The 11,854-nt window shown below is 71.4% G+C and carries 13 protein-coding genes; 11 read left to right on the top strand and 2 right to left on the bottom strand.

The features are described 5' to 3' along the window. Positions 1 to 180: 180 nt before the first annotated feature. Positions 181 to 606, bottom strand: a complete 426-nt coding sequence (locus AE652_RS05700; protein WP_049650040.1) for a hypothetical protein — start codon at positions 604 to 606, stop codon at positions 181 to 183. A 299-nt stretch (positions 607 to 905) separates the two neighbouring features. On the opposite strand from AE652_RS05700, the gene AE652_RS05695 reads away from it, so the two are divergent. Further along, positions 906 to 1,775, top strand: coding sequence for a MurR/RpiR family transcriptional regulator (locus AE652_RS05695; protein WP_049650039.1), 870 nt, complete (start codon positions 906 to 908; stop codon positions 1,773 to 1,775). 69 nt (positions 1,776 to 1,844) lie between these two features. After that, the gene (locus AE652_RS05690; RefSeq protein ID WP_049650038.1) at positions 1,845 to 2,165 is read left to right on the top strand and encodes a hypothetical protein; all 321 of its coding nucleotides are present in this window, start codon (positions 1,845 to 1,847) and stop codon (positions 2,163 to 2,165) included. 5 nt (positions 2,166 to 2,170) lie between these two features. Here the strand turns inward: AE652_RS05690 and AE652_RS05685 are convergent, their stop codons facing one another. Continuing rightward, a complete protein-coding gene (locus AE652_RS05685) occupies positions 2,171 to 2,743 on the bottom strand; it encodes a Uma2 family endonuclease (RefSeq protein WP_049650037.1) in 573 nt (190 codons plus the stop codon). A 182-nt stretch (positions 2,744 to 2,925) separates the two neighbouring features. Between AE652_RS05685 and hutU the strand changes: the two genes are divergently transcribed. The 9 genes from hutU to AE652_RS05640 all read left to right on the top strand — a co-directional run bounded on the left by hutU (position 2,926) and on the right by AE652_RS05640 (position 11,837). After that, entirely contained in the window at positions 2,926 to 4,596 is a 1,671-nt protein-coding gene (gene hutU / locus AE652_RS05680; RefSeq protein WP_049650036.1) for a urocanate hydratase, read from the top strand. 20 nt (positions 4,597 to 4,616) lie between these two features. Then, on the top strand, positions 4,617 to 5,798 hold the full coding sequence (locus AE652_RS05675; protein ID WP_082345315.1) for an allantoate amidohydrolase: 1,182 nt from the start codon (positions 4,617 to 4,619) through the stop codon (positions 5,796 to 5,798). After that, on the top strand, positions 5,789 to 7,156 hold the full coding sequence (locus AE652_RS05670) for a formimidoylglutamate deiminase (RefSeq protein WP_049650034.1): 1,368 nt from the start codon (positions 5,789 to 5,791) through the stop codon (positions 7,154 to 7,156). Before AE652_RS05675 ends, AE652_RS05670 begins: the two co-directional genes overlap by 10 nt. 32 nt (positions 7,157 to 7,188) lie before the next feature. Further along, positions 7,189 to 8,364 (top strand): imidazolonepropionase, encoded by a 1,176-nt coding sequence (gene hutI, locus AE652_RS05665; RefSeq protein WP_049650033.1) that lies wholly within the window; start codon positions 7,189 to 7,191, stop codon positions 8,362 to 8,364. Positions 8,365 to 8,607: 243 nt separating this feature from the next. After that, positions 8,608 to 8,805 carry a hypothetical protein gene (locus tag AE652_RS05660; RefSeq protein WP_049650043.1) on the top strand — a complete coding sequence of 66 codons (198 nt, stop codon included), beginning with the start codon at positions 8,608 to 8,610 and terminating at the stop codon, positions 8,803 to 8,805. Next, positions 8,789 to 9,313, top strand: coding sequence for a DUF6879 family protein (locus tag AE652_RS05655; protein WP_049650032.1), 525 nt, complete (start codon positions 8,789 to 8,791; stop codon positions 9,311 to 9,313). The genes AE652_RS05660 and AE652_RS05655 overlap by 17 nt, the downstream gene beginning before the upstream one ends. Continuing rightward, the gene (locus AE652_RS05650; protein ID WP_049650031.1) at positions 9,304 to 10,143 is read left to right on the top strand and encodes a helix-turn-helix transcriptional regulator; all 840 of its coding nucleotides are present in this window, start codon (positions 9,304 to 9,306) and stop codon (positions 10,141 to 10,143) included. The genes AE652_RS05655 and AE652_RS05650 overlap by 10 nt, the downstream gene beginning before the upstream one ends. A 210-nt stretch (positions 10,144 to 10,353) precedes the next feature. Next, the gene (locus AE652_RS05645) at positions 10,354 to 10,806 is read left to right on the top strand and encodes an NUDIX domain-containing protein (protein WP_049650030.1); all 453 of its coding nucleotides are present in this window, start codon (positions 10,354 to 10,356) and stop codon (positions 10,804 to 10,806) included. A gap of 77 nt (positions 10,807 to 10,883) precedes the next feature. Next, positions 10,884 to 11,837 (top strand): hypothetical protein, encoded by a 954-nt coding sequence (locus tag AE652_RS05640; RefSeq protein ID WP_053111976.1) that lies wholly within the window; start codon positions 10,884 to 10,886, stop codon positions 11,835 to 11,837. Positions 11,838 to 11,854: the final 17 nt, after the last annotated feature.

Here is an 11,854-nt window from a genome sequence, read left to right as displayed (position 1 = left end):
CCGCCCGCGAGGCGGGGGTCGGCGGCGCCGGCCGCGACCGCTTCCTCTCGCCGGACCTGGAGGCCGCCGCCGAACTGGTCGCCTCCGGCGAGCTGGTGCGCGCGGTCGAGCGGGTCACCGGCCCGCTGGCCTGACGTCCGTCCGACCGGGCCGATGGCGCCGCCGCGGGGTGACGGGGACTCAGTCCCAGTCGTCGCTCCGCGGCGAGCGCTCCCCGCGGCCCCCGCGGTTGCGCAGCTCGCCCAGGGCGGCGGCCAGGTTGACCCCGACGATGCCCGCCCAGCAGACCACCAGGCCGGCGAAGCCGCCGCTCTCCGGACTGCCCGCGATCGCCGTCAGCGGGACGCCGATGACCAGCGAGGTCACCGCGAGCCCGGTGTTGGAGCGCTTGCCGAAGCCCGAACGGCGGGGGTGGCCCCGGTGCTCGGAGCGCGGCTCGTCGTCCAGCCGCTTGGCCACCGAGCGCTCGACCCGGGCGTCCAGACGGGCGTCGAGCCGCCTCATGAAGGAGTCGACGAGTTCGTCCTCGTACTCCTTGCCGAGCTCCTTGCGGGCCTGGAGGGTGGCGTCGAGGTCGCGCCGCAGTTCGTCCTGACGAGTGTCCATAGGACCAGAGTGGGGCCGCGGGGGCGTCCGGTCCATCCGTTCGCGGGAGGAATCCGGGCGGGCTCAGGGAGAAATCAGGGTTGCCCCGCCCCGGCCCGGGTTTGTCCGATCCCGGCCCGGGTTTGCCCGACCCCGGCTCAGGTCTGTCCGACCCCGGCCCACCCGGCCCGGACCACCGCCGGGCCGTCCGACCCGCGGGGCGTCCCACCGGACGTCCCGCCGTACGAGACGTCTTTGCCAGGCGCCGCCCGCTCCTGCACAGTCGTCGTCCGAACCGCACGCACCCGGAGGTACCGCTGATGACCGCCACCGACGAGGCCGGCAGCGTCGGCCCCTCCGCCCGGCTGCTCCAGCTCTTCGAGGGGCACCGGCTGACGCCGACCCAGCGCCGGATCGCCCACTCGCTGGTGCGGCACGCCACCGAGGCGCCGTTCCTGTCCAGCGTGGAGGTCGCCGAACTCGCGGGCGTCAGCCAGCCGTCCGTCACCCGCTTCGCGGTCGCGCTCGGCTACGACGGCTACCCGGCGCTGCGCAAACAGCTGCGCGAACTCGGCGGCGGCGAACCGGCCGCGCCGGAGACCCCGGACGACGCGGTGCGCAACGAGCACCAGCAGGCCGTCCTCGCCGAGATCGCCCACCTGCGCCACCTCGCCGAACTCCTCGCCGACCCGGAGCCGATCATCCGGGCCGCCCGGCTGCTCGCCGCCTCCCGCCCGCTGCCGGTGCTCGGCCTGCGGGCCGCCTCGGCGCAGGCGCGCGGCTTCGCCTACTTCGCGTCCAAGGTGCACCCGGACATCCGGCTGCTGGACGAGGGCGGCAGCATGCTCGCCGACCGGCTGGAGCAGGCCCGGGCGGCCGGCGCCAGCGCGCTGCTCTGCTTCGCCCTGCCGCGCTACCCGCGGGAGCTGATGGACGCGCTGACGGTGGCCCGCGAGTGCGGGCTGACGGTGCTCACCGTCGCCGACAGCGCCTTCGCGCCGGTCGCCAAGCTGTCCGACCTGATGCTGCCGGCCGCCGTCGGCACCGGGCTGGTCTTCGACACCGCGTGCGCGCCGATGATGCTCGGCCGGGTGCTACTGCAGTCCATGTGCGACGAACTCCCGGGCGCGGAGGCCCGGTTGGAGGTGATCGAGCAGTCGGCGGCGGCGCGCGGACTCTTCCTGGAATAACCGCGGCCCGCGGCGGCGGGGGAGTAGCCGCCACGAACCCGGGCATCCCCCCTGCAGGGGGTGCCGCCCATGCGCGTGATCCACGAGATGAAGTTCGTCGCCCGCCTCTCCTCGGGTGCCGACGAATGGTCCTGCCCCACCTGCGGACGCCGCGTCACCCTGCGGCGCCTGCCCGAACCCGACCTGACCGTCCTCGACCCGGGCGACGAGTCCGCCGTCCACGTCGGCGTCATCGAACCCGACGCCCGCGCCGCCGCGGCCGCCGAGAAGTACGGCCTCGGCCCCGTCCAGAACATCCCCCGCCCGCCCTCCCCGCCCACCCCCGACGCCGACGACCGCCGCTGGCTCGCCGAGATCGGCATCGACTGGGACGGCGGCGCGGCGGCCTGAAGAGGTCAGCGACGAGGGGTGTAGATCGGAAGCTCGTCGGTCTGCAGTTCTGCGGGCAACGGGTCGGTGAGTGGAATGGGCTCGCCGTACTTGCCGTGAAGCACGCCCTGGTACTCGCCGTCGCGTGGATGCGTGTAGAGCGTCCAGGTGCCGTCGCGAGGGTCGGCGGCGACCAGGACGGCCACACCCGCGATGGCGTACCACTCGGTCTTGGCGGCGATGCCGCTGATCCGCTCGGAGGTGGAGATCACCTCCAGGGCGAAGGCGACGTCACCCGGGTCCGCCAGCCATTCGTCGTCGTCGCCCCAGTCCTTCGGGAAAACGACCAGGTCGGGAGTGGCGTAGTCGTCCTCGTTGTCCGGCATGCAGATCGACGAGTTCTCGTAGACGCGCAGGTCCTTGGGCAGCTTGGGGATGAGCTGGTCCCGTAGAACCTGCACGGTTCCCGCGTGCTTGCCGCGAGGGGTCGGGGACATCACCAGGGTTCCTCCGATGATCTGGACGCGAAGTCCCGTGCTCTCCTCGATCTCCTCCGCCGCATCCCGGAGTCTGCCGGGCCGCACGGTGATGGCCGTCATCGTGTCCTCCGCTCTCTGGTGCTGGGCCGAGTGGCTGGTGTCCGCCGGGTTCAGGCTAGCGCGCCAAGTGGGCCGGTGCCGGGGTTGATCGGATGCCTTCGGGGTCTGGTCGAAAGCCGACTGTTTAGTTATATTCAATCGAACATAGCTTGAATGAATCCATCCGCAGGGAGGCCGTGACTATGGTGCAGCAGCAGGCGAGCGGGCCGCGAGAGGTGCGCGCGGCGCGGGGGACGGGGCTGACGGCGCAGGGGTGGCAGCAGGAGGCCGCCCTGCGGATGCTGATGAACAACCTCGACCCGGAGGTGGCCGAGCACCCGTCGAAGCTGGTGGTGTACGGCGGGACGGGCAAGGCGGCGCGGGACTGGCGGTCCTTCGACGCCATGGTGCGGACGCTGGAGGGGCTGAAGCAGGACGAGACCATGCTGGTCCAGTCCGGGCGGCCGGTCGGCGTGATGCAGACCCACGAGTGGGCGCCGCGGGTGCTGATCGCCAACTCCAACCTGGTCGGCGACTGGGCCAACTGGGAGGAGTTCCGCCGGCTGGAGAGCCTCGGGCTCACCATGTACGGGCAGATGACCGCCGGCTCGTGGATCTACATCGGCACCCAGGGCATCCTCCAGGGCACCTACGAGACCTTCGCGGCCGTCGCCGGCAAGCGCTACAACGGCTCGCTGGAGGGCACCATCACCCTCACCGCCGGGCTCGGCGGGATGGGCGGCGCCCAGCCGCTGGCCGTCACCATGAACGGCGGCGTGGCGATCTGTATCGACTGCGACCCGTCCCGGATCGCCCGCCGGATCGAGCACCGCTACCTGGACGTCGAGGCCAAGGACCTCTCCCACGCGCTGGAGCTGGCCACCGCGGCCCGCGACAAGAAGCAGCCGCTCTCCATCGGCGTGCTGGGCAACGCCGCCGAGCTGGTCCCGCAGCTGCTCGCGATGGACGCGCCGATCGACATCGTCACCGACCAGACCAGCGCCCACGACCCGCTGGCCTACCTGCCGGTCGGCGTCGCCTTCGAGGACATGGCGGACTACGCGGCCGCCAAGCCCGCCGAGTTCACCCAGCGGGCCCGCGAGTCGATGGCCGCGCACGTCGAGGCGATGGTCGGCTTCCTGGATCGCGGCGCCGAGGTCTTCGACTACGGCAACTCGATCCGCGGCGAGGCCCAACTGGCCGGGTACGACCGCGCGTTCGCCTTCCCCGGCTTCGTCCCGGCGTACATCCGCCCGCTGTTCTGCGAGGGCAAGGGCCCGTTCCGCTGGGCGGCGCTGTCCGGCGACCCGCAGGACATCCACAAGACCGACAAGGCCGTCCTCGACCTCTTCCCGGAGAACGAGTCGCTGGCCCGCTGGATCAAGCTGGCCCAGGAGAAGGTGCACTTCCAGGGCCTGCCGGCGCGCATCTGCTGGCTCGGCTACGGCGAGCGCGACAAGGCCGGCGAGCGCTTCAACGACATGGTCGCCTCCGGTGAGCTGTCCGCTCCGATCGTGATCGGCCGCGACCACCTGGACTGCGGCTCGGTGGCCTCCCCGTACCGGGAGACCGAGGCGATGCTGGACGGCTCCGACGCGATCGCCGACTGGCCGCTGCTCAACGCCATGGTCAACGTCGCCTCCGGCGCCTCGTGGGTCTCCATCCACCACGGCGGCGGCGTCGGCATCGGCCGCTCGATCCACGCCGGCCAGGTCACCGTCGCCGACGGCACCGCGCTGGCCGGGGAGAAGATCCGCCGGGTGCTCACCAACGACCCGGGCATGGGCGTCATCCGGCACGTGGACGCCGGCTACGACCGGGCCACCGAGGTCGCCGCCGAGCGCGGTGTCCGCGTCCCGATGGGCGAGCTGTGACGCTTCCGTCGTTCGAAGAGATGTGGGCGGAGCTGCTCCCCGTGGGCCGCTCCGCCGCCTCCGGCGGCTACCGCCGCTTCGCCTGGAACTCCGCCGACGCCGAGTGCCGCGCCTGGTTCGAGCAGCAGGCCCGCAGTCGCGGCCTGGCGTACGAGCTGGACCGCAACGGCAACCAGTGGGCCTGGCTGGGCGATCCGACCGCCGGCGGCGCGGTCGTCACCGGCTCGCACCTGGACTCCGTCCCGGACGGCGGCGCCTTCGACGGCCCGCTCGGCGTGGTCTCCTCCTTCGCCGCGCTGGACGAACTGCGCTCCCGCGGCGCGGAGTTCACCAGGCCCCTGGCGATCGTCAACTTCGGCGACGAGGAGGGCGCCCGGTTCGGCGTGGCCTGCATCGGCTCCCGGCTGACCGCCGGGGTGCTCTCCCCGGAGCAGGCGTACGGGCTGCGCGACGCCGACGGCGTCCGGCTGCCCGACGCGATGGAGAAGGCCGGCTACGACCCCACCGCGATCGGCGCGGACGAGGACCGGCTGGCCCGGATCGGCGCCTTCGTCGAGCTGCACGTCGAACAGGGCCGCTGCCTCGCCGAGGGGCAGCCGGTCGGTGTGGCCGGGACGATCTGGCCGCACGGCCGCTGGCGGTTCGACTTCCACGGCGAGGCCAACCACGCCGGCACCACCCGGATCGAGGACCGCCGCGACCCGATGCTGACCTACGCCAACACCGTGCTGGCGGCCCGCAAGAAGGCGAAGCAGGCGGGCGCGCGGGCCACCTTCGGCAAGGTCGCGGTCGAGCCCAACGGCACCAACGCGATCGCCTCGCTGGTGCGCGGCTGGCTGGACTCCCGGGCGGCCGACGAGCGCACCCTCACCGAGCTGGTCGAGGCGATCGAGCGGGCCGCCGCCGAGCGCGGCGAGCGCGACGGCGTCCGGGTCGAGCTGACCCGCGAGTCCTACACCCCGGTGGTGGACTTCGACGGGCCGCTGCGCGACCGGCTGGCCAAGCTGCTGGACGCCCCGGTGCTGCCCACCGGCGCGGGACACGACGCCGGCATCCTGGCCTCGGCGATCCCGACCGCCATGCTGTTCGTGCGCAACCCCACCGGCGTCTCCCACTCCCCGGCCGAGCACGCCGAGCAGGCCGACTGCCTGGCCGGGGTCGCCGCCCTCGCCGACGTACTGGAGGACCTGGCGTGTCAGTGACCCCGTCGAGCCCCGTGGCGTACTGGGCCCAGTACGCCTGGCTGCCGCACGACAACGGGCCGGTGGTCGAGCGGGACGTGCTGATCACCACCGGCCCCGGCGGGACGATCGCCGCCGTCGTCCCGGACAGCGGCCCCTGCCCGCCCGGCGCCGTCCGGCTCGACGGGCTGCTGCTGCCCGGCCAGGCGAACGCCCACTCGCACGCCTTCCACCGGGCGCTGCGCGGGCACGTCCAGGTCGGCTCCGGCACCTTCTGGACCTGGCGCGACACCATGTACCGGTTCGCCGGCGCGCTGGACCCGGACCGCTACCTGGCGCTCGCCACCGCCGTCTACGCCGAGATGGCGCTGGCCGGCGTCACCGCCGTCGGCGAGTTCCACTACCTGCACCACGCGCCCGGCGGCGCCCGGTACACCGACCCGAACGCGATGGGCGAGGCGCTGATCGAGGCCGCCGCCCGGGCCGGCATCCGGATCACCCTGCTGGACACCTGCTACCTGTCCTCCGGCTTCGGGGCCGAGCCGACCCACCCGCAGCTGCGGTTCAGCGACGGCGACGCCGAGGCCTGGGCCGCCCGGGCGGACGCGCTCAAGCCGCGCGAGCACGCCCGGATCGGCGCCGCCGTCCACTCGGTGCGGGCCGTCCCGGCCGAGCAACTGGACACCGTCGCGCACTGGTCGGCGCTGCGCGGGGCGCCGCTGCACGTCCACCTGTCCGAGCAGACCGCCGAGAACGACGCCTGCCTGGCCGCGCACGGCGTCACCCCGACCCGGCTGCTCGCCGACCACGGCGTGCTCGGCCCGCGCACCTCGGCCGTGCACGCCACCCACCTGACCGACGAGGACGTCAGGCTCCTCACCGACTCCTCCACCACGGTCTGCATGTGCCCCACCACCGAGCGGGACCTCGCGGACGGCATCGGCCCGGCCCGCCGGCTCGCCTCGGCGGGCTCCCCGATCACCCTGGGCAGCGACAGCCACGCGGTGATCGACCCGTTCGAGGAGGCCCGCGCGCTGGAGCTGGACGAGCGGCTGCGGACGCGGACGCGCGGTCATTGGACGGCGAACGCGCTGCTGCGGGCCGGCACCGAGGACGGGCACGCCTCGCTTGGCTGGCCGGAGGCCGGACGGATCGAGGCCGGGGCGCTCGCCGACTTCACGGTGATCGCGCTGGACACCGTCCGTACGGCGGGCCCGCCGCCCCGGCTGGGCGCCGAGATCGCCGTCTTCGCGGCCTCGGCGGCGGACGTGCGGCACCTGGTGGTCGGCGGCCGGCACGTCGTCCGGGACGGCGTGCACCTGCTGGTGGCCGACGTGCCGGGTGCGCTGCGCTCCGCGATCCGCGCGCTGGACTACTGACCCCCGTTCAACCCCCTTCGGAAGGCGTTGTCTTGAGCACCACGACCACCCTGATCACGGGCATCGGCAGCCTGGTCACCAACGACCCCGGGCAGGGCGCCGGGCCGCTCGGCCTGCTCACCGACGCGGCGATGGTGGTCGACGGCGGCACCGTCGCCTGGGTCGGCCCGGCCGCGCAGGCCCCGGCGGCGGACGAGCGCTTCGACGCCGGGGGCCGGGCGCTGCTGCCCGGCTTCGTCGACTCGCACGCCCACCTGGTGTTCGCGGGGGACCGTACGGCCGAGTTCAACGCCCGGATGTCCGGGCAGGCGTACTCGGCGGGCGGCATCCGGACCACGGTGGCGGCCACGCGGGCCGCTTCGGATGCCGAACTGGAGGCCAACCTGGCTCGGTTCGTCCGGGAAGCGGTGCGGCAGGGCACCACCACCATCGAGTGCAAGTCCGGCTACGGTCTGACGGTCGAGGACGAGGCCCGGGCGCTGCGGATCGCCGCCGGGTACACCCCGGAGACGACGTACCTGGGCGCGCACGTGGTGGCGCCCGAGTACGCGGAGGACCCGGCCGGGTACGTGGAGCTGGTGACCGGCGAGATGCTGGACGCCTGCGCGCCGCACGCCCGTTGGGTGGACGTGTTCTGCGAGAAGGGCGCCTTCGACGGGGACCAGGCGCGGGCCGTCCTGACGGCGGGGATCGAGAAGGGCCTCACGCCGCGCGTGCACGCCAACCAGCTCACGTACGGGCCGGGCGTGCAGCTCGCGGTGGAGCTGGGGGCCGCCTCGGCGGACCACTGCACCCACCTGACGGACGAGGACGTGGCGGCGCTGGCGGGGTCGGCGACGGTCGCGACGCTGCTGCCGGGGGCGGAGTTCTCCACCCGGGCCGAGTACCCGAGCGGGCGCCGGCTGCTGGACGCGGGCGCGGTGGTGGCGCTGTCCACGGACTGCAACCCCGGTTCCAGCTTCACCAGTTCGATGGCGTTCTGTATTGCCGTGGCGGTGCGGGAGATGGGGATGACCCCGGACGAGGCGGTCTGGGCGGCCACCGCGGGCGGCGCCCGCGCCCTCCGGCGCAGCGACGTCGGCACCGTCACGGTCGGCGCCCGCGCCGACCTGCTGCTGCTGGAAGCGCCGTCGCATGTGCACCTGGCCTACCGCCCGGGTGTCCCCCTGGCGGCCGCGGTCTGGCGCGCGGGCGTCCGCGAGGTCTGAACGGTGGGTTCGCGTCGCCCCGTCGTGCCCCGTCGAGCAGCTGCTCGACGGGGCGACGCGCTGTCCGTCTGCGGTCGCCAGGGTGCGCGGGTTCCTCGGCCGGGACACGGCAGCGCTTCCGGGCAGGCCGTGATCATTAGTCCAGGACGGGAATACTGCCCGAACCGTGTGGACAGGACGCGCGGCCAGTCCATAGCGTCTCGCCCAGGCGGTCCAATCCGGGCCGAGCTGAAGGGGGTTGGCATGGCTCACCAGCGACTCACGGGCGTCGGCGTCGGAGACTGCAAGGAAGGAGACTGCCCGAACGTCTACCGCACCGACCGGGGCACCCTCGTCTTCCAGGGGAACCAGTACGCGGAGCTGGCGGTGCCGGTACACGAAGGCGCCGTGGAGCTGCCCGAGCATGTCGTGAAGGAGGCCATTCGTGTTCTTGGATGGTGAGGACTGGCAGAGGCTTCTGCACGGTTTCTCGCGGTCGGCGTTCCGGCTTGAGACTCTGCCCGCTTACAAGGTCGCGGGGGAGGCGGAAGAGATCGAGGAGTTCCTGAACGGGTACCGGATCGACCCCGGTACCTACTCGTCCGGCTGGACCGACAGGCTCAGGGCTCATACCGCGGCCGGTCGTACGGTTCAGCGCGTACACATCGTTACCCGGCCGCTGAGTGACTACCTGCGGTACGAGTTCATGTACTACGCACCGCATGCCAGGGCCGGTGAGGACATCCGCATTCTCGACCTGACCGACAGGCCGAACCCGGGCCTTCCGGCTCAGGACTTCTGGGCCTTCGACGATTCGACCGTGGTCCTGATGAACTACGAGCCCGACGGAACGCAGATCAACCGCGTGCTTGTCGAGGACGACGTCGAGAAGTACCGGGAATGGCGGCGGATCGCTGTGGCCGAGTCGGTGCCCTTCATGGACTATGTGGAAGAGCACGGGTGGCAATAGACCCGGAAGAGCTGGGGCACAGTAAAAGTGACCTGGCAAAGGCATTGAGGGAACTACGGGTTCAAGCCGGTCTCGCAGGAGACCGGCTTGCTCGGCGTTGCGGCATGACGCAGTCGAAGATCAGCAAGATCGAAACAGGCAGGACCGTGCCGTCCCTGGTGGACGTGGAGCTGATCCTGCGGGCCCTCGAAGTGCCGGCCGAGTTGGCGCGACAGGTGTTCGACCTGGCCCGTGTGGCGAATACCGAGTGGCAGGACATCCGCACTTTGAGGAAGAAGGGCCTGGAGAGGAAGCAAGCCGAGCTCGCGGCGCTCGACCAGTCCTCCAGCGAGATCCGCTACTTCCTGATCTCGATGCTCAACACGCTGCTCGCCTCGCCCGAGTACGTGCGGGCGAGCCTCGCCCATGTGCCGGGGGACACCAGCAGGGCCGCCATGAAGAAACTGGAGCGTCAGACCGTCCTGTACGACGAGTCGAAGACCTTCACCTTCGTACTCACCGAGCAGGCTGCCCGGTGGGCGCTCCTGCCGCCTCGGGCCATGGTCATGCAGATCGAACGACTCGTTTCCGTTTCCAGGCTCCCGAACGTCCGGCTCGGCGTGATTCCACTCGGGAAGCACATCCCGGAGAGCCCGCTGAACACCTTCACGGTGTACGACAGCAGCCTTGCCACGGTCGAGACGGAGACCGGAATCATCACGCTCCGGGACCGGCGGGACATCAAGGCGTACCGGGACGCGTTCGCCATGTACGAAGGTTATGCACTGTTCGGTGAGGAAGCCCGAGAGAAGCTGGCTGAATGGTCGGCCCTCTTCCTCGGCGGTCTTTAGTCGCGCACGGGAATAATCGCCTTCCTCCCCTTTCGGTCCCCTTACTGTGGACTCCTCGCCTTGTGGCTGCTCTCCCGTGCGGTACCAGCGTCTCCGCTGACATCGTCCCGATTGGTCTGATAATCGCGGATTTGCTGTCGGCGGTGCCGGTTGCGGGATCGTGGGCCCGCGCGAGCGGCGCGCGGGACCCGTCAACGAAAGGGCGAACCCATGAAGAAGATCACTGCGAAGCTCTGGCGGATCATCCGTGGCCCGATGCAGTGGCGCGTGCTGTGGCTGTGGCACTCGAAGTTCATGGTCGGGGTGACGGGCATCGTCCGCGACCAGGACGGCCGTGTGCTGCTGCTGAAGCACCGGATGTGGCCGGAGGGCCGGCAGTGGGGTCTGCCGACCGGCTACGCCGACAAGGGCGAGAGCTTCGAGGACACGATCGTGCGTGAGGTCCGGGAGGAAACCGGACTCACGGTGAAGGTGTGCGAGCTGGCGCACCTGAAGAGCGGCTACAAACTTCGTGTCGAAGTCGCCTACGAGGCCCTGTACGTCACTGGGCAGGTCAGGGCGGCTTCGTTCGAGATCCTGGAGGCTCGATGGTTCTCGCCGGACGAACTCCCCGGGGGAGTGCAGGAATCACATCGGCGACTGATCAGTCGTCGGCCGTACTGACCCTTGGTCGATCACTCACCCCTTCCTGCCTGGCGCCGAACGAGCACCTGTCCGGAGACCCCGCCGAGCGGGCCGAGTTGGCTCACCTGCTGGCCGCGCGACGGGCGACGGCAGCGCTCGACCGGGCCCATCCGCACATCACGTTCTCACTGTTGCACTGGGTGGTCGACACATCGTCCGACGAGCCGGCCCGCGAAGTCTTTCGGCAGGGTGCTGCCCTTCTGGCCGACCGCTACGGGGAATTGGGGCTGAGTCGACTGCTGCCGACTGACCGGGTGTGGGTAGGGGTGCGCTCGACCCGGCCCGACGCGTTCGGCGGCTTCCACCATCCGAACCAGGGGTACCGGCATGTGCAACTGGCGTCCGTGGTCACGAGGTACGGGCGGCTGAACGATCCCCGACCGGCGTCACCGGAACTGGTGGCGCTCGACCTCCTCCGTAGCTACGCGCACGACTGCCTGCACTGGGGGTCGTTCCGGGAGTACCGGCTCCAAGGCGAGCAAGTGATCCGGAGCCGTTACGGCATCAACCGCCGCGACCAGCACGGCCGGACGTACTCGTCCCAGGACAGGAGCGATGCTTCGTCGACGCGGAATCTCGGCATCGTGATGGAGGGGGCCACGGATCGGGAGGCCCGGATGATCTCCGCTGCGGTGGCCGACCGTCTCGGCCTGGCCGAACGCATCGCGGCAGCCGATCGCCTGGCGTTCCGGGACACCACGGGACGGCTGGAGCCGAGCGATTTCGACCACGCAGAGCCTGGTGTTGCCACCCGCTTCCACCTGGCCATGGCCGGATATGAGCACGGCGTCGGCGCTCGCTACCAGCGCTTCCTCGCCGACATGGGCGGCCCGGAGGCGGACACGCTGCATGCGCTGATCATCACGGCGGTGATCAGCGGCAATCTGTTCGGCCTTTCGAGCTGGCTCGATCAGCGGCACGGCCCCGAGGCTTTCCGTCGCACCTTCCGCTCGTCTGCCTACTCGGGGCCTGACCCCGATGAATGGACGACCACGGCAAGTCGTGCCTGATCCTTCGTGCTCAGCAG

The sequence above is a fragment of the Kitasatospora sp. MY 5-36 genome (assembly GCF_001182915.1).
Lineage (GTDB): Bacteria > Actinomycetota > Actinomycetes > Streptomycetales > Streptomycetaceae > Kitasatospora.
This window is presented reverse-complemented; position numbering and strand designations above follow the sequence as displayed.

What these genes read in the sequence shown, in the direction of transcription:
- AE652_RS05700 (WP_049650040.1), bottom strand. Translation starts at nt 606, where the DNA reads ATGGACACTCGTCAGGACGAACTGCGGCGCGACCTCGACGCCACCCTC.
- AE652_RS05695 (WP_049650039.1), top strand. Translation starts at nt 906, where the DNA reads ATGACCGCCACCGACGAGGCCGGCAGCGTCGGCCCCTCCGCCCGGCTG.
- AE652_RS05690 (WP_049650038.1), top strand. Translation starts at nt 1,845, where the DNA reads ATGCGCGTGATCCACGAGATGAAGTTCGTCGCCCGCCTCTCCTCGGGT.
- AE652_RS05685 (WP_049650037.1), bottom strand. Translation starts at nt 2,743, where the DNA reads ATGACGGCCATCACCGTGCGGCCCGGCAGACTCCGGGATGCGGCGGAG.
- hutU (WP_049650036.1), top strand. Translation starts at nt 2,926, where the DNA reads ATGGTGCAGCAGCAGGCGAGCGGGCCGCGAGAGGTGCGCGCGGCGCGG.
- AE652_RS05675 (WP_082345315.1), top strand. Translation starts at nt 4,617, where the DNA reads ATGTGGGCGGAGCTGCTCCCCGTGGGCCGCTCCGCCGCCTCCGGCGGC.
- AE652_RS05660 (WP_049650043.1), top strand. Translation starts at nt 8,608, where the DNA reads ATGGCTCACCAGCGACTCACGGGCGTCGGCGTCGGAGACTGCAAGGAA.
- AE652_RS05645 (WP_049650030.1), top strand. Translation starts at nt 10,354, where the DNA reads ATGAAGAAGATCACTGCGAAGCTCTGGCGGATCATCCGTGGCCCGATG.